Origin of the sequence: Pseudomonas sp. HTZ2, assembly GCF_033173945.1 — a bacterium.
GTDB lineage: Bacteria > Pseudomonadota > Gammaproteobacteria > Pseudomonadales > Pseudomonadaceae > Aquipseudomonas > Aquipseudomonas guariconensis.
The window spans coordinates 2,103,474-2,123,345 of sequence record NZ_CP137332.1 but is presented as its reverse complement, the minus strand read 5'-3'; the positions used below and the strand labels follow the sequence as shown (position 1 = coordinate 2,123,345).

General features: G+C 62.9%; 19 protein-coding genes. 5 read left to right on the top strand and 14 right to left on the bottom strand.

What is annotated here, in order from left to right:
• Positions 1 to 143 precede the first annotated feature (143 nt).
• The 9 genes from hflC to R6G97_RS09820 form a co-directional block, all read right to left on the bottom strand.
• Positions 144 to 1,013, bottom strand: a complete 870-nt coding sequence (gene hflC / locus R6G97_RS09860) for a protease modulator HflC (RefSeq protein ID WP_043211977.1) — start codon at positions 1,011 to 1,013, stop codon at positions 144 to 146.
• Entirely contained in the window at positions 1,013 to 2,191 is a 1,179-nt protein-coding gene (hflK, locus tag R6G97_RS09855) for an FtsH protease activity modulator HflK (protein WP_043211979.1), read from the bottom strand. The genes hflC and hflK overlap by 1 nt, the downstream gene beginning before the upstream one ends.
• A 96-nt stretch (positions 2,192 to 2,287) precedes the next feature.
• A complete protein-coding gene (hflX, locus tag R6G97_RS09850) occupies positions 2,288 to 3,589 on the bottom strand; it encodes a ribosome rescue GTPase HflX (protein WP_043211980.1) in 1,302 nt (433 codons plus the stop codon).
• Between the two features lie 12 nt (positions 3,590 to 3,601).
• Positions 3,602 to 3,862, bottom strand: coding sequence for an RNA chaperone Hfq (hfq, locus tag R6G97_RS09845; RefSeq protein WP_003258160.1), 261 nt, complete (start codon positions 3,860 to 3,862; stop codon positions 3,602 to 3,604).
• A 94-nt stretch (positions 3,863 to 3,956) separates the two neighbouring features.
• Positions 3,957 to 4,928, bottom strand: coding sequence for a tRNA (adenosine(37)-N6)-dimethylallyltransferase MiaA (miaA, locus tag R6G97_RS09840; RefSeq protein ID WP_250034387.1), 972 nt, complete (start codon positions 4,926 to 4,928; stop codon positions 3,957 to 3,959).
• Position 4,929: 1 nt separating this feature from the next.
• Complete coding sequence (mutL, locus tag R6G97_RS09835) at positions 4,930 to 6,825, bottom strand: DNA mismatch repair endonuclease MutL (RefSeq protein WP_317848049.1); 1,896 nt, start codon at positions 6,823 to 6,825, stop codon at positions 4,930 to 4,932.
• Positions 6,822 to 8,261, bottom strand: a complete 1,440-nt coding sequence (locus tag R6G97_RS09830; protein WP_180962700.1) for an N-acetylmuramoyl-L-alanine amidase — start codon at positions 8,259 to 8,261, stop codon at positions 6,822 to 6,824. The genes mutL and R6G97_RS09830 overlap by 4 nt, the downstream gene beginning before the upstream one ends.
• The gene (gene tsaE, locus R6G97_RS09825) at positions 8,262 to 8,735 is read right to left on the bottom strand and encodes a tRNA (adenosine(37)-N6)-threonylcarbamoyltransferase complex ATPase subunit type 1 TsaE (protein ID WP_043211984.1); all 474 of its coding nucleotides are present in this window, start codon (positions 8,733 to 8,735) and stop codon (positions 8,262 to 8,264) included.
• On the bottom strand, positions 8,723 to 9,583 hold the full coding sequence (locus R6G97_RS09820) for an NAD(P)H-hydrate dehydratase (RefSeq protein ID WP_043212015.1): 861 nt from the start codon (positions 9,581 to 9,583) through the stop codon (positions 8,723 to 8,725). Before R6G97_RS09820 ends, tsaE begins: the two co-directional genes overlap by 13 nt.
• Positions 9,584 to 9,648: 65 nt before the next feature.
• Here R6G97_RS09820 and queG point away from each other — a divergent pair, with 65 nt between their 5' ends.
• Positions 9,649 to 10,713, top strand: coding sequence for a tRNA epoxyqueuosine(34) reductase QueG (queG, locus tag R6G97_RS09815; RefSeq protein WP_182942234.1), 1,065 nt, complete (start codon positions 9,649 to 9,651; stop codon positions 10,711 to 10,713).
• A gap of 32 nt (positions 10,714 to 10,745) precedes the next feature.
• On the opposite strand, the gene R6G97_RS09810 is transcribed toward queG, so the two are convergent.
• Both R6G97_RS09810 and orn read right to left on the bottom strand, forming a co-directional pair.
• Positions 10,746 to 11,357 (bottom strand): trimeric intracellular cation channel family protein, encoded by a 612-nt coding sequence (locus R6G97_RS09810; RefSeq protein ID WP_043211988.1) that lies wholly within the window; start codon positions 11,355 to 11,357, stop codon positions 10,746 to 10,748.
• 107 nt (positions 11,358 to 11,464) lie between these two features.
• Complete coding sequence (gene orn / locus R6G97_RS09805) at positions 11,465 to 12,007, bottom strand: oligoribonuclease (protein ID WP_070571130.1); 543 nt, start codon at positions 12,005 to 12,007, stop codon at positions 11,465 to 11,467.
• A 136-nt stretch (positions 12,008 to 12,143) separates the two neighbouring features.
• On the opposite strand from orn, the gene rsgA reads away from it, so the two are divergent.
• Positions 12,144 to 13,175 (top strand): small ribosomal subunit biogenesis GTPase RsgA, encoded by a 1,032-nt coding sequence (rsgA, locus tag R6G97_RS09800; RefSeq protein ID WP_090343180.1) that lies wholly within the window; start codon positions 12,144 to 12,146, stop codon positions 13,173 to 13,175.
• Between the two features lie 100 nt (positions 13,176 to 13,275).
• On the opposite strand, the gene motB is transcribed toward rsgA, so the two are convergent.
• A complete protein-coding gene (gene motB, locus R6G97_RS09795; RefSeq protein ID WP_043211995.1) occupies positions 13,276 to 14,307 on the bottom strand; it encodes a flagellar motor protein MotB in 1,032 nt (343 codons plus the stop codon).
• Between the two features lie 3 nt (positions 14,308 to 14,310).
• Complete coding sequence (gene motA, locus R6G97_RS09790; RefSeq protein ID WP_043211996.1) at positions 14,311 to 15,162, bottom strand: flagellar motor stator protein MotA; 852 nt, start codon at positions 15,160 to 15,162, stop codon at positions 14,311 to 14,313.
• Between the two features lie 130 nt (positions 15,163 to 15,292).
• On the opposite strand from motA, the gene R6G97_RS09785 reads away from it, so the two are divergent.
• From R6G97_RS09785 to asd, 3 genes are read left to right on the top strand one after another with little or no spacing between them, the layout of a single operon-like run.
• Positions 15,293 to 16,828 (top strand): HDOD domain-containing protein, encoded by a 1,536-nt coding sequence (locus tag R6G97_RS09785; protein ID WP_317848048.1) that lies wholly within the window; start codon positions 15,293 to 15,295, stop codon positions 16,826 to 16,828.
• A gap of 46 nt (positions 16,829 to 16,874) precedes the next feature.
• Positions 16,875 to 17,684 carry a rhodanese-like domain-containing protein gene (locus tag R6G97_RS09780; RefSeq protein WP_043212000.1) on the top strand — a complete coding sequence of 270 codons (810 nt, stop codon included), beginning with the start codon at positions 16,875 to 16,877 and terminating at the stop codon, positions 17,682 to 17,684.
• A 17-nt stretch (positions 17,685 to 17,701) separates the two neighbouring features.
• Positions 17,702 to 18,565: an archaetidylserine decarboxylase gene (asd, locus tag R6G97_RS09775; RefSeq protein ID WP_043212003.1), complete on the top strand. Its 864-nt coding sequence runs from the start codon at positions 17,702 to 17,704 to the stop codon at positions 18,563 to 18,565.
• Between the two features lie 71 nt (positions 18,566 to 18,636).
• On the opposite strand, the gene serB is transcribed toward asd, so the two are convergent.
• Complete coding sequence (gene serB / locus R6G97_RS09770) at positions 18,637 to 19,851, bottom strand: phosphoserine phosphatase SerB (RefSeq protein WP_043212004.1); 1,215 nt, start codon at positions 19,849 to 19,851, stop codon at positions 18,637 to 18,639.
• Positions 19,852 to 19,872 lie beyond the last annotated feature (21 nt).

The window sequence follows — 19,872 nt, the reverse complement described above, 5'->3', positions numbered from 1 at the left end:
TCAACCGACACGTTGCCGATCAACCTTGCAGACGCAAAAAAGCCGGGAATTTCCCGGCTGACTCATCATACACCCCTTTTCCTTCAGGATGCACCCCGCTTGGCATTTTAGCTGCCAGGCGGGGTGCGTCTTTCAGGAAGGGCTCAAGGCTTGCTCTTGTCCAGGAAGCGGAAGAACTCGTTCTTCGGATCGAGGACCAGCACGTCGCTCTTGCTGGAGAAGCTCTCGCGATAGGCCTGCAGGCTACGGTAGAACGCATAGAAGTCCGCGTCCTGGTTGTAAGCCTTGGCATAAATGGCAGCCGCCTGGGCGTCGCCGTCACCGCGGGTCTCTTCCGCTTCACGATAGGCCTCGGCCAGCAGTACACGACGCTGACGGTCGGCATCGGCACGGATACCTTCGGCCAGTTCGTTACCCTTGGCGCGGTGCTCACGGGCTTCACGCTCACGCTCGGTGCTCATGCGGTCGAACACACTGCGGTTGACTTCCTTCGGCAGGTCGATGGCCTTGACGCGCACATCGACGACCTCGATACCCAGTTCCTTGCTGGCCATGCGATTCAGCGAAGCGGTGATGTCGGCCATCAACGCATCACGCTCACCGGAGACCACCTCGTGCAGGGTGCGCTTACCGAACTGGTCACGCAGGCCGCTTTCCAGACGACGGGACAGACGCTCATCGGCGATCTGCTTGAGGCCCGAGGTCGCGGTGTAGAAGCGTTCGGCGTCCTTGACTCGCCATTTGGCGTAAGCATCGACCATCACCGCCTTCTTCTCGAGTGTCAGGAAGCGCTGGGTCGGTGCATCCAGGGTCATCAGACGGGCGTCGAACTTGCGCACCTGGTTGACGTAGGGGACCTTCACATGCAGGCCTGGCTGGACATCCGCCTGGACCACGCGGCCGAATTGCAGCAATACCGCACGCTCGGTCTGGGACACGATGTAGAAGCTGTTCCAGGCCACGATGGCCAGCACCACGGCGGCGATCAGGGCGATCAGCGATTTATTGCTCATCAGCGGCTCTCCCTAGAACGCAGCGATTGTTGCTGCTGTTGCATTTCCTGCGCCGCGCGCGCGGCCGCATCGTTGGCCGACGCCGGTACTGTGCTGACCGGTGCGGCCGAATGGCGGCTGCCTTCGACCATCTTGTCCAGTGGCAGGTAGAGCAGGTTGTTCTGCCCATCCTTGCTGGTCACCAGGACCTTGCTCGAATTGCTGTAGACCTCCTGCATGGTCTCCAGGTACAGGCGCTGACGGGTCACGTCCGGTGCCTTTCGGTACTCGGCAACCAACTTGCTGAAGCGATCGGCCTCACCCTTGGCGCGGGCGATGACTTCATCGCGGTAGCCGTTGGCATCCTCGATGATGCGCTGAGCCTGACCACGGGCCTCCGGCACCACACCGTTGGCGTAGGACTCGGCCTGGTTGCGTGCACGCTGCTCGTCCTCGCGGGCACGGATCACGTCATCGAACGCTTCCTGCACTTCACGCGGGGCTGCCGCGCTCTGCACGTTGACCTGAGTGACGGTGATACCGGTGCGGTAGTTGTCGAGGAAGCGCTGCAGGCGCTCACGGATATCGACGGCCATCTGCTCACGGCCTTCGGTCAACACCTGGTCCATCGAGGTGGAACCCACCACATGGCGCAGGGCGCTGTCGGTCGCGTGCTGCAGGCTGACCTCCGGCTGGTCGACGTTGAGTACGAAGTCCTGCAGGTTGGTGATCTTGTACTGCACGGTCAGCGGCACCTCGACGATGTTCTCGTCCTCGGTGAGCATCTGGCCCTGCTTGGTGTAGGCCCGCTCGCGGGTCACGTTCTCAAGATATTTACGGTCAATGGGCGGGAAATAGATATTCAAGCCCGGACCGACAGTCTCGTAGTACTTGCCGAAGCGCAGCACCACAGCCTGTTCCTGTTCGTCCACGACGTACACGGCGCTGTACAGCCAGATGGCCGCAAGCACGGCCAGGCCGATGCCCAGCAGGCCCAGGCCGCCACCTTTGCCAACATTGCGGTCGCCACCGCCACCGCGTTTCTTGCCGCTGCCAAACATGCCGTTGAGGCTGTCCTGCAGCTTGCGGAAGGCCTCGTCCAGATCCGGTGGACCTTTCTTGTCGCCACCACCGCCGCCACGACGGCCGCCCCAGGGATCCTGATTGTTCGAGTTGCCACCCGGCTCATTCCAAGCCATAGCGCTCTCCATCTGATAAAGCAAAGACGCGCCCACGGCGCGCCGTCCAATGCTACAGAATGCCTGTCACGGTCGCCCGGCGACCTCGACGGGCATTTATTGCAAAGTGTGTTGCTCGATGAAAAGTTCAGGCTCCATGCCCTCGCGACTGACCAGGCGATTGAGCTCCACCCGGGGCAATCGCACGCTCAGCAGGCTGCGACCTTCTTCATCGTGCTCTTCGCCTTGCACCGCGCCCAGAGCGAAGAATTGCGCGCGCAAGCGGGCAAGTCGCTGTTCCAGACGCAGGGTTCCGACATACAGATCATCCCCCAGCAACTCGGCAATCGCCTGGCCAACCAGTTCCAGGCCACGTCCATCACGTGCCGATACCCAGACCCGCTGCGGTTTGCCGTCGGCATCTCGCTGGATCTGCGGCTCGACATCTTCGAGCAGGTCGAGTTTGTTATAGACCTCGAGGATCGGCAAGCCTTCGGCTCCGATCTCGCCCAGCACCGCCAGTACCTGCTCGATCTGCTCCATACGCTCGGGCTCATGAGCATCGATGACGTGCAGCAACAGGTCGGAGTTGCTCGATTCTTCGAGCGTAGCCCGAAATGCCTCGACAAGCTTGTGCGGCAGGTGGCGGATGAATCCCACGGTGTCGGCCAGCACGATCGGGCCTAGGTCGGCGAGTTCGAGTCGGCGCAAGGTCGGATCGAGGGTCGCGAACAACTGATCGGCGGCGTAGACGTCGGAGGTGGTCAAGGCGTTGAACAGCGTGGACTTGCCGGCGTTGGTGTAGCCCACCAGCGAAACGGATGGGATATCCGCACGTTTGCGGCCGCGCCTTGCCTGTTCGCGCTGACTGCGCACCTTTTCCAGACGCGCCTTGATCTGCCGCAGGCGGACCCGCAACAGGCGCCGGTCGGTTTCCAGCTGGGTCTCACCCGGGCCGCGCAGGCCGATACCGCCCTTCTGCCGCTCCAAGTGGGTCCAACCGCGTACCAAGCGCGTGCTCATATGCTCGAGCTGAGCCAGTTCGACCTGCAGCTTGCCCTCATGGGTGCGCGCCCGCTGGGCGAAAATGTCAAGGATCAGCCCGGTACGGTCGAGCACACGACACTCGAAGACGCGCTCGAGGTTGCGCTCCTGGCTGGGCGTGAGGGTGTGATTGAATATCACCAGATCGACCTGTTCGGCGTGGACCAGATCGCGCAGTTCCTCGACCTTGCCACTGCCAATCAGGTACTTGGCTGTAGGCTGGTGCCGGGCCACCGTGGCCAGCGAAACGATCTCCGCTCCGGCCGACAGCGCCAGCTCCTGAAACTCCTGCGGGTCTTCGCGCGCCTCAGGGTTCTGACCTTCCAAGTGAACGAGCAACGCTCGCTCACCACCACCGTGGCGCTCAAAGAACAATGCAGGCTCCTATCAGGCGTTGCCTGGCTCGCTGTCGCCGTGTTCGGAATCGGACGGGCTTGGCAGGCGAACCGGACGGGCAGGAACCACGGTCGAAATGGCGTGCTTGTAGACCATCTGGCTGACGGTGTTCTTCAGCAGTACCACGAACTGGTCGAAGGATTCGATCGAGCCCTGCAGCTTGATCCCGTTTACCAGGTAAATGGAAACCGGGACCTTTTCTTTTCTCAAGGTGTTCAAGTAAGGGTCTTGTAGCGAATGCCCTTTTGACATATGCCGCACTCCTGTAAGGATCAATAGTAAAAAAACAATAAAATCGGTCATTCAAGCCATTCTAATCGCAAGAATAGACGGCAATTGCAGGGACTCAGCTCAATATGGAGATGGCCCCCAGGTATTTCAAGGTGCGGGACAGATTGTCGCAGGCCAGGCTGTCGAGCCACTCCACGCCGGACCAACCACGTAACCAGGTGAATTGCCGCTTGGCCAATTGGCGAGTGGCAATGATACCGCGTTCACGCATTTCTTCGGCTGTCAGCTTGCCGTCCAGGTAGTCCCAGACCTGCCGATACCCCACTGCCCGTATAGACGGCAGCCCTGCGTGCAAGTCACTTCTGGCGCGCAGTGCTCGGACCTCGTCGACGAACCCCTGTTCCAGCATTTGCGAAAATCGTAGCGCAATTCGCTGATGCAAAATGTGACGATCTGTAGGAGCAATCGCCAAACTGGCGACAGTATAGGGCAAATGACCGCCCGCGCCTGCGTCTGAGCCGCGACTTTCCGCGTATTGACGTTGCCGGTGCGCGGTCATGCTTTCGCCGCTCACGCGATAGACTTCCAAGGCGCGAATCAGTCGCTGCGGGTCGTTGGGATGGATGCGCGCCGCCGATTCCGGATCCACTTCGGCCAATTGCCGGTGCAGCTCGGCCAAGCCCAGGTCCCGCGCCTGGGCCTCAAGCTCGGCACGCACGGCAGCGTCTGCGGCGGGCATATCCGCCAAACCATCGACCAGCGCCTTGTAATAAAGCATGGTGCCGCCCACCAGCAAAGGGATCTTGCCCCGCGCGGTGATCTCGGCCATCGCTTCCAGCGCGTCGGTACAAAATTGCGCCGCCGAGTAGCTCTCGCCCGGGTCGAGAATGTCGATCAGCCGATGGGGGTGTGCAGCCAGCACGTCCTTGGAAGGCTTGGCGGTGCCAATATCCATGCCGCGATAGACCAGCGCCGAATCGACACTGATCAGCTCACAGGGCAGCACCTTGGTCAGCTCGATGGCAAGGTCGGTCTTGCCGGCCGCCGTCGGGCCCATGAGGAATATCGCTGGGGGCTTGCCGCTCATGTCATCGACCGCGCAGGAAAAGTTTGTCCAGGTCATCCAGCCCTAGCTGGGTCCAGGTCGGCCGACCGTGGTTGCACTGGCCACTGCGCTCGGTGTTCTCCATGTCACGCAGCAGCGCGTTCATCTCGGGGATGGCCAGGCGGCGGTTGGCACGCACCGCGCCGTGACAGGCCATGGTACCGAGCAGCTCGTTGAGGTGCGCCTGGATACGATCACTGGTGCCGTACTCCATGAGATCCGCGAGCACGTCCTGGACCAGCCGGTTGGCCTCGGCCTGCTTGAGCAAGGCAGGAATCTGCCGGATCGCCAGGGTTTCTGGGCCCAGGCGCTGCAGTTCGAAGCCCAGGCGCTGGAACCATTGGGCATGCTCCTCGGCGCAGTCGGCCTCGCGCTGGCTGAGGGCCAGCGACTCGGGCACCAGCAGCGGCTGGCCACTCAACCCCTCGCTGGCCATGGCCACCTTGAGGCGCTCGTACATGATGCGTTCATGGGCGGCATGCATGTCTACCAGCACCAGGCCAACGGCGTTCTCGGCCAGGATGTAGATGCCTTTGAGCTGGGCCAGGGCAAAGCCCAATGGCGGCACATCGCCCTGGCTTTGCGGCAACGCCGCCGTGACAGAGGCGCCGCCCTCCAGCGGGGCGAAGAATTCACGATAGACAGCCTGCGCTTCAGCAACCGGCACAGGCTGCGAGGGGCGTGGGGTGTACTGGTACTGATAACCCGAGCCACCACCGGCGAACGACTGGCGCGGCTCGGCTTGAGGCGGCTCCAGCACCGGCGAGGCCAGGCGCATCTCGCCCTGGGGCCCGAACTCACCGGCCTGCAGACCACTGGGACGGACGATCTCGGTAGCCGCTGCCGGTGCGGCGAGCTGGTCTTCCGGACGCACGTCCGCCAGGGCACGGTGCAGAGTGCCATACAGAAAATCGTGGACCATGCGCCCTTCGCGAAAACGCACTTCATGCTTGGTGGGGTGCACGTTGACGTCAACCCCGTTCGGCTCGAGTTCGAGGAACAGCACGAAGGTCGGGTGCCGGCCATTGAACAGCACGTCGCGGTAGGCCTGCCGCACCGCATGGGCCACCAACTTGTCACGCACGGCGCGACCGTTGACGAAGAAGTACTGTAGATCAGCCTGACTGCGCGAAAACGTCGGCAGGCCAACCCAGCCCCACAAACGCAGGCCATTGCGCTCGACATCGATAGGCAGCGCCTGCTCGAGGAAGCCCGGGCCGCAGATCGTGCCGACCCGCCGCGCCCGGGTCAGCTCATCGGGCGCCTCGTGCAGACTGAGGATGCTCTTGCCGTTATGTCGCAAGTGGAAGCCGACATCGAAGCGAGCCAAGGCCAGACGCCGGACGACTTCCTGCAAGTGATCGAACTCGGTCTTCTCCGACTTGAGGAACTTGCGCCGGGCCGGGGTATTGAAGAACAGGTCACGCACCTCGACCGAGGTGCCGACAGGGTGCGCGGCGGGCTGTACACGCGGCGTCATGTCGCGCCCCTCGGTCTCCACCTGCCAGGCTTCACCAGCGCCGGCGGTACGCGAGGTGAGCGTCAGGCGCGCCACCGAACTGATCGACGCCAGGGCCTCGCCGCGAAAGCCCAGGCTGAGCACGCCTTCGAGGTCTTCGAGTTCGCGAATCTTGCTGGTGGCATGGCGCGCCAAGGCCAGCGGCAGATCATCAGGCGCGATGCCGCCACCGTCATCCCGCACGCGCAGCAGCTTCACGCCGCCCTGCTCGACTTCCACATCGATACGCCGGGCACCGGAGTCCAGGCTGTTCTCAAGCAGCTCCTTGGCGACCGAAGCCGGGCGCTCGACCACCTCGCCTGCGGCGATCTGGTTGGCCAGCCGAGGGCTGAGCAACTGGATGCGCGAACCACCACTCATTGCTGGGCAGCCAGGGTAGTGCCAGGGATGTCGAGGTGCTGGCCGACCTTCAGCTCATCGCTCTTGAGGCTGTTGGTGGTCCGCAGGCTGGCCACGCTGACCTGATAACGCACGGCGATCATGGCCAGGGTTTCGCCGGGCCGCACAGTATGCTCGCGCGGTCCCTGGGCAATCTTGCCGCTATCGCGCAGCCATGCGATGTAAGTCCCGGGAGGGGGGCTTTGCTGGAAATACTGACGCACACCAGTGTGGATCGAGCGGGCCAAAGCCTGCTGGTGGCTCTTGGTCGCCAGCTTGGCGGCTTCGTTGGCATTGGAGATGAACCCGGTTTCCACCAGGATCGACGGAATATCCGGGGATTTCAGCACCATGAACCCAGCCTGCTCCACGCGGCGTTTGTGCAACGGGGTGATGCGCCCCATGTTGCCCAACACCTTCTGCCCCACATCGAGGCTGGAGCTGAGCGTGGCGGTCATGGACAGATCCAGCAGTACACCTGCAAGCATGCGGTCCTTGTCATCGAGGCTGACATTGCCGGCGCCCCCGATCAGGTCGGAGCGGTTTTCCGTGTCGGCCAGCCAGCGCGCGGTCTCTGAGGTTGCGCCCCGGTCGGACAACGCGAACACCGATGCACCGAAAGCGGCCTTGGACGGCGCGGCGTCGGCATGGATGGAAATGAACAGGTCGGCGCCCTTCTTGCGCGCGATCTCGGTGCGCTTGCGCAACGGGATGAAGTAATCGCCCGTTCGGGTCAGTTCGGCGCGATAGCCACGCTCGGTGTTGATTTGGCGCTGCAGCTCGCGGGCAATCTGCAGGACGATGTCTTTTTCATGCTGCCCACGCGAGCCCGATGCGCCTGGGTCCTCGCCACCATGGCCGGCGTCGATGGCGACGACGATGTCGCGCTTGCCACTGGGCACCGGCGGCAATTTGATAGCCGGCTGGGCAGGCGTTACCGGCACGGCCGGGGCAGTAGCGGGTGTTTGCGCAGGCGGCGGGGTCGGAGTACTGGCGGCAACGGCATCGGCTTCCTGATCGTACAGATCGACCACCAGACGGTTGCCATACTGCGCGTTGGGCGCCAGGGTGAAGCTCTTGGGCGTCACGGCCTTTTTCAGATCGACCACCACGCGCAGGTCAGTGGGCGTGCGCTGGGCGGAGCGCACACTGTTGATCGGCGTATTGGAGGTGGCGACATTCAGCGTACCGCCCAGGGTGGCGCCGTTGATGTCGATGACCAGGCGGTCCGGCGCGGTCAGGGTGAAGACGCTGTGCTGCACAGGGCCGGACAGGTCGAAGACCAGCCGCGTATTGTCCGGTGCGCGCCACAGACGCATGCTCTTGACTTGTGTGACGGCCAGAGCGTCAACGGTCACCGCTGTCAGCAGCAGCCCAACGACGGCGACCAGTGCGCGTATGCGCATACCTAACCCCATTTACTGTTTGAATTCTGTGGCCAGGGCGGCGCACCAGGCCTCACCGCGAGCCCCCTGCGGTGAAAGGAGAAGCGAGCGTCCACTCGCTTGCGGGCTTATGGTAATGGTCAGGTCGGGCTTTGGCAAAACGCCCGCACCCTTTTGTGGCCATTCGAACAGGCACAGCGGGTCCCCTTCGAAATAGTCACGGATCCCCATGAACTCCAGCTCCTCCGGATCGACCAGACGGTACAGGTCGAAATGGAAGGCGCGCACATCGCCAATTTCGTAAGGCTCGACCACGGTGAAGGTCGGACTTTTGACTGCCCCGGTATGGCCCAGGCCGCGGATCAGCCCGCGCGAAAGCGTGGTCTTGCCCGCGCCCAGATCGCCTTCGAGAAAGATCACGCCATGACCGCCGGTCACTTCGGCCAAGCGTGCACCAAATGCGACGGTGGCCGGCTCGTCGGCCAGAAACAGGGTTATGCCAGACACGCTGAATGCTCCTCCAACAACTCACGAATGACCGGAACCAGATCACTGGCCGCCAAGCCTCTTCCCTTCACACCCAAGCGCTCCCCTGCACAGGCGTGCAACCACACGCCCAGGCAAGCGGCCGACCACGCGTCCATGCCTTGGGCCAGCAAGGCGGCCAGCACACCGGTCAGCACATCGCCCAGGCCCGCGCCCGCCATGGCCGGATGGCCACGCTCGCACAGCGCCAACTGCCCATCCGGGCCTGCCACCAAGGTACCGGCGCCCTTGAGCACGCAGACACTGGCATGCTTGCGCGCAAGCTTGCGGGCAGCTCCCGGGCGGTCGGCCTGAACCGCCTCAGTGGAAATACCCAGCATGCGCGCTGCCTCCCCAGGATGCGGGGTGAGGATGCTGCCGCTGTGCAGGGCCAAGGGCCTGTGCGCCAGCTGATTCAGCGCATCGGCATCCCACACCTGCGGCACAGGCGCGTTGGCCGCCGCCGACAACAGGCTGCGCCCCCAGGCGGCCTGGCCCAGGCCAGGGCCGACTACCAACACCGAGGCGCGCTCGAGCACGCCCATCAACTGGTTGGCCGAACTCACGCCGAGCCACATGGTTTCGGGCAGACGTGCAAGCCCTGCACTGACGTGCTCGGGGCGTGTGGCCACGCTCACGAGGCCAGCACCGCAGCGCAGGGCCGCCTCGGCACTGAGCATCACCGCTCCGCCGGTGCCCAGATCGCCCCCGACCACCAGGACGTTACCGAAGTCGCCTTTGTGGGCGTCGGCGCGGCGCGCTGGCAGGTGCGCAGTGGTCAGGCTGCTCAGCAGCTGGGGGGCATTACCGGGGTGTTTGGTCTGAGGCATGGGGTCAAAGGCTCCGATGTCTGGCAGAATTATACGCACCTCTGCCTGTATTGCCTTGTCCATCCATGTCCGCTTGCCTTCCTGACCTCAATACGCTGGCCCAATCGATCAAGGATTGGGGCCGCGAACTCGGTTTCGCACACGTCGGTATCGCCGACGTGGCGCTTGGCGAGCACGAACATCACCTGCAGCGCTGGCTGGAAGCCGGTTACCAGGGCGAGATGGACTACATGGCCGCCCATGGCAGCAAACGCTCGCACCCCGACGAACTGGTACCCGGCACTGTGCGTGTGGTGTCACTGCGCATGGACTACCTACCCGGCGATACACGCATGGCCCAGATGCTCGCTCACCCTGAGAAAGCTTACATTTCCCGCTATGCCCTGGGTCGCGACTACCACAAGCTGGTGCGCAAACGCGTGCAGCACCTGGCCGAGCGTATCCAGCAGGCCATAGGCCCCTTTGGTTTTCGCGCCTTCGTCGACAGCGCCCCAGTATTGGAAAAAGCCATCGCCGAACAGGCCGGCCTGGGCTGGATCGGCAAGAATACCTTGCTGCTCAATCGCAAGGCCGGCAGCTACTTCTTCCTTGCTGAGCTGTTCGTCGACCTGCCACTGCCGGTGGATCAGGCCCAGACCAGCGAACATTGCGGACGCTGCCAGGCCTGTCTGGACATCTGCCCGACCGCCGCCTTCGTCGGGCCGTATGTGCTCGACGCCCGTCGCTGCATTTCCTACCTGACCATCGAACTCAAGCACGCAATTCCGGTCGAGTTACGCCCGCTGATTGGCAATCGGGTGTTCGGTTGCGACGATTGCCAGATCGTCTGCCCTTGGAACCGCTTCGCCCGCCCGACCCAGGAAAACGACTTCAAGCCACGTCACGGCCTGGACAACGCCGAGCTGGCCGCACTGTTCCTCTGGGATGAAGCGACCTTCCTGAACAACACCGAGGGCTCTCCCCTGCGCCGTGCAGGCTACGAACGTTGGTTGCGCAACCTGGCGGTGGGGCTGGGGAATGCCCCGACTACCATCCCTGTACTCGAAGCTTTGCGTGCCCGGCGCGAGCACCCCTCGGCACTGGTGCGCGAGCATGTGGAGTGGGCGCTGGCACAGCACGAAGATCAGTAGCGACCCAGCCCCTCAGGCCTGCAGAGAGGCAATCATTGCTGGTCGTTGTAGTGGAACTTGGGCATTTCCCAATGGAAGCGGATTGCCAGCAAGCGCACCAGGAACCCACCGAACAAGGTCAGCAGCATGGCCTGCTCGGCTGGCACTTTGAAGTGCACGCAACCCAGGTAGAACCAGGCGGCGGCAAAGGAGACGCTGGCATACAGCTCCCGGCGGAATACCAGCGGGATATCGTTGCAGAAGATGTCCCGCAGGATGCCACCGAACACACCGGTGATCACGCCACTGATCGAAGCCACCAGCATGCCCTGCCCCATCTCCAGGGCGGTCATGCAACCGATCAAGGTGAAGGCCACCAACCCCAGCGCATCGAGCACCAGAAACAGCGAGCGCAGATGGCGCATCAGCGGCGCTATGAAGATGGTCAGCAAAGCTGCAAAGCTGGTCAGGACGAGGTACTCGGGATGCTTCACCCAAGTCAGCGGGTAGTGCCCAAGCAGTACATCCCGCACCGAACCGCCGCCCAGCGCGGTGACGCAGGCGATCAGCACCACGCCAAACCAATCCATGCCGCGGCGCCCCGCGGAAAGCGCGCCGGTCATGGCTTCGGCGGTAATGGCGACAAGGTAGAGCATCAACAACATGGTGCATGTCCAAAAAAAGCGGCAAACGCCAAACCCACAAACAAAACGCCACGGCTGGCTGATCACTCAGCCGCTGTGGCGCTGATGCTTGGCTCGAGGCTCGAAACTTAGACTTTGATGAAGTGTTCGCGGTAGTGCCGCAACTCAGCGATCGACTCACGAATGTCGTCCAACGCCAGGTGAGTCCCCCCCTTCTTGAAGCTGTCGCGCACCTGCGGGGCCCAGCGGGCTGCCAACTCCTTGAGCGTGGAGACGTCCAGGTTGCGGTAGTGGAAGAACCCTTCGAGCTTAGGCATGTGGCGATAAAGGAAGCGGCGATCCTGGCAGATGCTGTTGCCGCAGATCGGCGACTTGCCCTTGGGCACCCATTGTTCGAGGAAGGCCAAGGTCTGCGCTTCGGCCTCAGCCATGTCGATGCGGCTCTCGCGCACACGTTGGGTCAGGCCGGAAGCACCGTGGGTCCGGGTGTTCCAGTCGTCCATACGTGCCAGCACTTCATCGCTGTGGTGGATCGCGATGACCGGCCCTTCGGCCAGGGTGTTGAGCTCACTGTCGGTGACGATGGTCGCCATCTCGATGATGACGTCGTTGTCCGGATCCAGACCGGTCATTTCCAGATCGATCCAGATCAGGTTCTGTGCGTTTTGCATGAAGGGGCTCCTCGAATAGGCCGTCATTTTAGCCCACGACGCGGCTTTCGTGGCGCAAACGCCAACGCAAGGGACAGGATGGTCCATGCTAAACTGCCAGCCGTTTTTCCTTCTGCCCCGCCGACACGGAACCTCCATGGCCAAACGCCAGCTCAACCGTCGCCAAAACTGGCGCATCGAAAAAATCCAAGGCGAGCGCGCCGCTCGCGCCGCCAAACGTGAGCAACACGCCCTGCAGGAGCTGGAAGGGGGTGATCTAGGCCCTGAGCAGTTGGGGCTGGTGATCGCTCACTTCGGCGTGCAGGTGGAGGTCGAGGCGCAGGATGGCGAGTCCAAGGGCCAAGTGTTTCGCTGTCATTTGCGAGCCAATTTACCGGCACTGGTCACTGGCGATCGGGTGGTATGGCGAGCGGGCAACCAGGGCAATGGTGTGATCGTCGCGCAGATGCCCCGCACCGCCGAGCTGTGCCGGCCGAACAATCACGGCCAGCTCAAGCCGGTCGCGGCGAATGTCGACCTGATCGTGATCGTCTTCGCTCCCGCACCCGAACCCCAGGCCAACCTGATCGACCGCTACCTAGTCGCCGCCGAACACGCAGGCATCCGCCCTCTTCTGCTGCTGAACAAGGCCGACCTGATCGATGAGCAGAACGGCCCGACCATCGAGGCCCTCCTGGCGGTTTACCGCGACCTGGGTTATCCCCTTCTTGAGGTTTCGGCTCATCAGGGCGAGGGCATGCAGCGTTTGCAGCAGACGCTGGACAAGCACATCAGCGTGTTCGTTGGCCAGTCCGGGGTCGGCAAGTCATCGCTGGTCAACAGCCTGTTGCCGGAGGTCAGGACTCGTGTGGGCGATCTGTCCGAATGGTCCGGCCAAGGCACGCACACTACCACCACAGCCCGCCTGTACCATTTCCCCAACGGTGGTGATCTGATCGACTCACCCGGCATCCGCGAATTCGGCCTGGGCCATGTCAGCCGCGACGATGTCGAGGCCGGCTTCATCGAGTTCCGCGAACTGCTCGGCCACTGCCGCTTCCGCGACTGCAAACACGACCGTGAACCCGGCTGCGCCTTGCTCCAGGCTCTGGATGACGGGCGCATCAAGCCACAGCGGATGAACAGCTACCGCTCGATCATCGCCAGCCTGCCGCAGGACACCTACTGAGTCATCCAGCGCGGGTCTGCCGAACAGTTCCCAGACAAAACAAGGCCGCGCCTGCAGCGATTGCAGGCGCGGCCTTTTGTGGACTGGCCCAGCCCAGGTCTCATTCCTGGGTATTGTCCATTTTCAACACGCCATCTTCGAAGATGTTCAGCTTCTGGCGAAGCTCACGCGGCTGCATCGGTGCCTGAGCCGTATCGCCCGGGCCCGGCGCGGCCGGGGTAGCCGCCCCCGGCGCACCATTGGCCGGAACCTGTTCTGTCGCCGGCGGGGCCTGTGGCGTGCCCTGCTCGCCTTCGATGGTACGCTGGGCCTTCTTGGTCAGGACAATGATGTCGATACGTCGGTTGACCGGGTTGAACGGGTCCTTGCGATCGAACAGCGACGACGAGGCATAACCCACCACCCGTGCCACCTGCTCATCCGGATACCCTCCGGCGACCAGCGCACGGCGCGCGGCGTTGGCGCGGTTGGCCGACAGTTCCCAGTTGCCGAACTCGCCAGTGCCGGCGTATGGCTTGGCATCGGTATGACCACTGATGCTGATCTTGTTCGGCACTGCCTTGATGGTGTCGGCCATGGCCAACAGGATGTCCTCGAAGTATGGCTGCAGGCGTGCACTGCCCAGGTCGAACATCGGCCGGTTCTCGGCATCCATGATCTGAATGCGCAGGCCGTCCTGGGTGATCTCGAACAGGATCTGGTCCTTGAACTTCTGCAGTTGCGGGTTTTCCTCGACCTTGTTCTGCAGTTCCTGCAACAGCAATTGCAAGCGCTCCTGCTCGACCTGCTCGGCCAAGGTCTCGACCTTGTCTTTGTCCAACTGGATGCTGGTGTCAGGTGTCGGCTCGGATTTTTCTTCCGGATTGATGGTTTTCTCCGGCGCCAATTGTGGCGAACCACCCAGGTCGATGACGTAGGGGGTGCCGCTCTCGGAGAAGCCTATCGGGTCCTTGAAATAGCCAGCGATGGCGAGCTTCTGTTCAGGCGTGGCCGTGGACAGCAGCCAGAGCACCAGAAAAAACGCCATCATCGCGGTGGCGAAGTCGGCAAAGGCGATCTTCCAGGCACCGCCGTGGTGACCGTCGCCAAAGCGCTTGACGCGCTTGACGATGATGGGCTGATTGTTCTCCATGATTTAGCGACCGCGAACCGCTTGTTCCAGCTCGGCGAAGCTTGGACGGTGCGCCGGATAAAGCACCTTGCGCCCGAACTCCACGGCCAGCGACGGCGGCATGCCAGAGGCAGAGGCCACCAGCGATGCCTTGATTGCCTCGTAGACGTTCAGCTCTTCCTTCGCGTCATGACGCAGGGCGTTGGCCAACGGGCCAAAGAAGCCGTAGGCCGCGAGAATACCGAAGAACGTACCCACGAGCGCGGCGCCCACGTGCAGACCGATGGACTTCTGGTCGCCATCGCCCAGCGATGCCATGGTCACGACAATCCCGAGAACCGCGGCCACGATACCGAAGCCGGGCATGCCATCGGCGATGCCTGTCACCGCATGGGAAGGGTGCTCGAGCTCTTCTTTCATGTTCAACAGCTCCATGTCGAACAGGCCTTCGAGCTCGTGGGGCGCCATGTTGCCGGTGGACATGATGCGCAGGTAGTCGCAGATGAACGCGGTCATGCGCTCGTCGCCCAGAACGGCCGGGTATTTGGCGAAGATGGGGCTGGCGGCTGGGTCTTCGATATCACCCTCGATGGCCATCATGCCCTCGCGGCGGCTCTTGTTGAGGATCTCATAGACCAGGCCCAGCACCTCCAGGTAGAAGGTGTGAGTGAAACGGGTGCCGAACATCTTCAGCGACTTCTTGATCACATGCATGGTCATGTGACCAGGGTTGGCCTGAAGGAACGCACCGAAGGCCGCACCGCCGATGATCAGCACTTCGAACGGCTGGATCAGCGCCGCGATCTTGCCGTGGGATAGCACGTAGCCGCCGAGCACGCTCGCGAATACGACGATGATGCCGATAATTTTAGCCATAGGTTCAAAGCACTTGCTGTGGTGGTCAGGGTCAGGGGCGGGAGCTTTAAAACTCTTCTTCTACTTATCGACAGAACTGCGCCAGACTATAGGCACAAAATGCGAAAAGCCAGTTCGGACTGATGTCAAAATGCCAATGGACGCTAAGGTACCAAGCCAGATTCCACCCACGCTCGATGCCTGGGTAAAACTGCTCGATGGCATCCGCCTGCCAGTACCCAAGGAGAGTCATGACCGGGTACTGGCCGCCATCAACGATAGCCGGCGCTCTTTGCGCGACATCGCCGAACTCATGCAGGACAGCCCAGCGCTGGTGCTTTCGGTGATGCGCGAGGCGAACCATCCGGCCAACGCCAGCCAGGCCGAACCCGCCGAAAGCCTGGAAGTCGCCCTCAATCGCCTAGGTCTGGCCCGCACCGCGAGCCTGCTGGCACGTCTGCCTGCCGTCCCTGGCGAAGATATTCCGCCGGTACTACGTCAGTTCCTGCTGATCAGCCAGCACGCTGCCCAGCAGGCCAGTGGCCTGTTCGCCAGCCGCCTGGCCCGGTTGTGGCAAGAGATCCATTGGGGCAGCCTGTTGTTCCTGTCACCACTGTGGCCCCTGGCTTTGGCCTACCCTAAATTGCTCGATGCCTGGGAACTGCGAGTCATCCACAAGGGCGAGGAGGCCGCCGAAGTCGAGCAGGCACTGTTCGGCGTGCGCATCGTGACCCTGTGCCAGGCCATGGCCGAGCAATGGCGCTTGCCCGGCTGGGTGACCCAGGGTTATCGCCTGCTGCTCGATGAGCGCGAACAATTGGCCCAGATCCTGACCATCGCGCGCGAGCAGGATGCCTTCTCCCAGCAACAGCGTCTGGATGAAGAGCCCGGGCTGCGCCGCTGGTTCAACCAACCGGCCAACACCGTGCTGCTGGCCAACGGACTGGCTCTGGCGGCGCAGGTGGGCTGGGACAACCCTCACCTACTGCGGTGGCAGTTGCTGACGGCCTTGTACCTACAAACCTCGCTCGACGATGTCCAGCAACAGGTTCACCAGCAAGCGGCAGCCAGTGCCCGGCACCACGCCCGGCACGCCCTGTTCCATCCCGCCGAAGCGCTGCTCTGGCCCTGGCACCAGCGGCGACCGCATCCGGACATGCTCGCACCTGAGCCACCCACCAGTAAGGATCTGGAACACTGGCGCAAAATCTGTGGCGAGTTGCTGGTCCAACCCAGCCCGTTCACCACCATCCTGCACCTGAGCACCCAGGCGCGCGAAGCCCTCCTGGCCTGCGGCATGCAGCGGGTCATGCTGCTGGCGCTCGACAGACCCAATGAATGCCTGCGTGTTCAGCAGACCGCAGGTCTGCCCCCGGAGGCAGCCTCGCTGGTGCTGCCACTGAACCAGAGCAAATTGTTGCAACGGCTGATGGGCCAGGCAGCGCAACTGCGCCTGACGCCGGAGAACCACGCCCAGTTCTCGGCCTTGCTGCCAACTCCTTTGCGAGCACTACTGTCCAGCGAGCATTTGTTGCTGCGCTCGCTGGCAGTCAACGGCCAGGCGACGATGCTGATGATCGCCGACCAAGGCGGCAGGCCCATGGCCGATGTCAGCGTGCAGGCTTTCGGCAAGACAGCCCAATGCACCGAGCGTGCCCTGTCGGCCTTTACCAACCGCAACGCTTGAGCCTTAGGCTACAATCGCCTCCTCTATTCCACCCTGGAGATCGTGGATGACTGACTTTTCCGGCTTGCCCCTGGTGATCGAACCGGCCGACCTGCTCGCGCGCCTGGATTCGCCACAGCTGATCCTCGTCGACCTGACCAGCGTCAATCGCTATGGCAGCGGGCACATCCCTGGCGCCCGGTTCGTCGATCCCAAGCGCACCCAGCTGGGACAACCACCGGCACCAGGGTTGCTGCCGGCGCGGGCTGACCTGGAGAAGCTGTTCGGTGAACTCGAGCACCGGGACGATGCGGTCTATGTGGTGTACGACGATGAAGGGGGCGGCTGGGCCGGGCGCTTCATCTGGCTGCTCGATGTCATCGGGCACACGCGTTACCACTACCTCAATGGCGGCATCCAGGCCTGGCCCGCTGACAAGCTCAGCGTTGAAATCCCGCCAAGCGGCGGCAGCCCGGTCAGCCTGCAACTGCATGCAGAGCCCACCGCCACCCGCGAATACCTGCAAAGCCGATTGGGCGCGGCGGACCTGGCCATCTGGGACGCCCGCAGCCCCGGCGAGTACAAAGGCGAGAAAGTCCTGGCCGCCAAAGGCGGGCACATTCCCGGCGCGGTCAACTTCGAGTGGACCGCAGGCATGGACCTGAACGACCACCTGCGCATCCGCTCGGACATGGCCGACATCCTGCAACAACTCGGCATCACCCCGGACAAGGAAGTGATCACTCACTGCCAGACCCACCATCGTTCCGGCTTCACCTATCTGGTGGCCAAAGCCCTCGGCTATCCACGAGTGAAGGCCTACGCCGGCTCTTGGGGCGAATGGGGCAACCATCCGGACACGCCTGTAGAAGTTTGAAATTCCAAGGAAACCCAATGAAATCCCGTTTGTTCATCATCAGCCAGTACCTGCTGCCGCATCACCTGCTCTCGCGGCTGGCCGGCTGCGTCGCCGAATGCCGCGCCCGCTGGTTCAAGAACGCCTTCACCGCCTGGTTCGCCAAGCGCTACCAGGTGAACATGTCCGAGGCATTGGTCGAAGACCTGACCGCCTACGAACATTTCAACGCCTTCTTCACCCGCGCCCTGAAGCCAGGCGCCCGCCCGCTGGACGAAACCCCAGGCGCCATCCTGTGCCCGGCCGATGGTGCCGTCAGCCAGCTCGGTCCGATCGAGCATGGCCGTATCTTCCAGGCCAAAGGGCACAGTTTCAGTGCCCTGGAACTGCTCGGCGGCGATCCCGCCCTGGCCGCGCCCTTCATGGGGGGGGAGTTCGCCACTATCTACCTGTCGCCCAAGGACTACCATCGCGTGCACATGCCACTGGCCGGCACCCTGCGAGAAATGGTCTACGTGCCAGGCCGGCTGTTCTCGGTCAACCAGACCACTGCCGAGAACGTACCCGAGCTGTTCGCCCGCAACGAGCGTGTAGTCTGCCTGTTCGATACGGAGCGTGGCCCGATGGCTGTAGTGCTGGTCGGCGCAATGATCGTGGCCTCGATCGAGACGGTCTGGGCAGGCCTGGTCACGCCACCCAAGCGCGAACTCAAGACCTTCCGCTACGACGAAGGCAGCCGTGCCCCTATCCACTTGGAGAAAGGCGCCGAACTGGGCCGTTTCAAGCTGGGTTCGACCGCAATCGTGCTTTTTGGCCCAGAGCAGGTGAAGTGGGCGCAAAGCCTGGGTGCAGGCTCTGCGGTACGTATGGGCGAGTTGCTCGCACAGCCTGCCCAAGCCTGAGTCATCGCCACGAAAAAAGGCCCCGCACAGGCGGGGCCTTTTTCATGGTGCTACGTCATTAGACGCCAACCTCAGCTACGCGCGTCGCGATCCCGTAGGCCCAGCAGGTACAGCACGCCATCGAGCCCCAGGGTGGAGATTGCCTGCTTGGCCGACTGGCGCACCAGCGGCTTGGCACGGAAAGCCACACCCAGGCCGGCCAGCGACAGCATCGGCAGGTCGTTGGCGCCATCACCCACGGCAATGGTCTGTTCCAACTGCAGGCCTTCTTCGCTCGCCAGTTGCTGCAGCAGATCGGCCTTGCGCTGCGCATCGACGATCGGCTCAACAGCGACGCCGGTGACCTTGCCGTCGACCACTTCCAGTTCGTTGGCAAAGACATAGTCGATGCCCAGGCGCGCTTGCACCTGCTTGGCGAAGTAGGAGAAGCCACCAGACAAGATCGCTGTCTTGTAGCCCAGCCGCTTGAGCTCGGCGAACAGGTGCTCGGCCCCCTCCGTCAGGCGCAGGGAAGCGCCGATCTGGTCCAGCACGCCAACATCCAAGCCCTTGAGCAAGGCCATGCGCTCCTTGAAGCTGGCACGGAAATCCAACTCACCGCGCATGGCGCGCTCGGTGATCGCCGCCACTTGCTCGCCCACACCGGCGGCCTTGGCCAGCTCGTCGATCACTTCAGCCTCGATCAGCGTCGAGTCCATGTCGAACACGGCCAGGCGCCGGTTGCGGCGGAACAGGTCATCTTTCTGGAAGGCGATGTCGACGCTCAGCTCCTCGGCCAGGGCGAAGAAGTCCGCGCGCAGGGCCTGGGAATCACTCGGCTCGCCGCGTACGGAAATCTCGAGACTGGCCTTGCTCTTCTCGCACGAGGCATCCAGCGACACCCGAGCGGACAGGCGCTCGATGCGCTCGATGGTCAGGCCGTACTGGCTGATCACAGCACTGACCCGCTGCAACTGCTCCGGTGTCACTTTGCGGCTGAGCAACGTCACGATATGGCGTGCCTCGCCCTGGCTGTCGGCCCAATGCTGGTAGTCGGCCTCGGAAATGGGCGTGTAGCGGGCCTGCAGGTTCAGCGCATGAGCTTTGGCCTGAACGCTCTGCAGCAAGTTGGTGGCCACTTCGTTGTCCGGGATATCGACCAGAATGCCGAAGGACAGGGTGCCATGCATCACCGCCAGGCCGATGTCGAGAATGTTCACACCGCCCTGGACCAGGACGCCAGTGATGGCCGCAGTGAGACCGGGACGGTCTTCACCAGTGATGTTGATCAGGACGATTTCGCGCAAGACCGGGCTCCGACTTCGATG

Excerpts from the sequence above, each read along its gene's own strand:
- R6G97_RS09785 (WP_317848048.1), top strand. The coding sequence starts at position 15,293 with ATGCCAATGGACGCTAAGGTACCAAGCCAGATTCCACCCACGCTCGAT.
- miaA (WP_250034387.1), bottom strand. The coding sequence starts at position 4,928 with ATGAGCGGCAAGCCCCCAGCGATATTCCTCATGGGCCCGACGGCGGCC.
- R6G97_RS09780 (WP_043212000.1), top strand. The coding sequence starts at position 16,875 with ATGACTGACTTTTCCGGCTTGCCCCTGGTGATCGAACCGGCCGACCTG.
- R6G97_RS09810 (WP_043211988.1), bottom strand. The coding sequence starts at position 11,357 with ATGTTGTTGATGCTCTACCTTGTCGCCATTACCGCCGAAGCCATGACC.
- R6G97_RS09820 (WP_043212015.1), bottom strand. The coding sequence starts at position 9,583 with ATGCCTCAGACCAAACACCCCGGTAATGCCCCCCAGCTGCTGAGCAGC.
- rsgA (WP_090343180.1), top strand. The coding sequence starts at position 12,144 with ATGGCCAAACGCCAGCTCAACCGTCGCCAAAACTGGCGCATCGAAAAA.
- motA (WP_043211996.1), bottom strand. The coding sequence starts at position 15,162 with ATGGCTAAAATTATCGGCATCATCGTCGTATTCGCGAGCGTGCTCGGC.
- queG (WP_182942234.1), top strand. The coding sequence starts at position 9,649 with ATGTCCGCTTGCCTTCCTGACCTCAATACGCTGGCCCAATCGATCAAG.
- R6G97_RS09830 (WP_180962700.1), bottom strand. The coding sequence starts at position 8,261 with ATGGGGTTAGGTATGCGCATACGCGCACTGGTCGCCGTCGTTGGGCTG.
- hfq (WP_003258160.1), bottom strand. The coding sequence starts at position 3,862 with ATGTCAAAAGGGCATTCGCTACAAGACCCTTACTTGAACACCTTGAGA.
- hflC (WP_043211977.1), bottom strand. The coding sequence starts at position 1,013 with ATGAGCAATAAATCGCTGATCGCCCTGATCGCCGCCGTGGTGCTGGCC.
- asd (WP_043212003.1), top strand. The coding sequence starts at position 17,702 with ATGAAATCCCGTTTGTTCATCATCAGCCAGTACCTGCTGCCGCATCAC.
- mutL (WP_317848049.1), bottom strand. The coding sequence starts at position 6,825 with ATGAGTGGTGGTTCGCGCATCCAGTTGCTCAGCCCTCGGCTGGCCAAC.
- motB (WP_043211995.1), bottom strand. The coding sequence starts at position 14,307 with ATGGAGAACAATCAGCCCATCATCGTCAAGCGCGTCAAGCGCTTTGGC.
- orn (WP_070571130.1), bottom strand. The coding sequence starts at position 12,007 with ATGCAAAACGCACAGAACCTGATCTGGATCGATCTGGAAATGACCGGT.
- hflK (WP_043211979.1), bottom strand. The coding sequence starts at position 2,191 with ATGGCTTGGAATGAGCCGGGTGGCAACTCGAACAATCAGGATCCCTGG.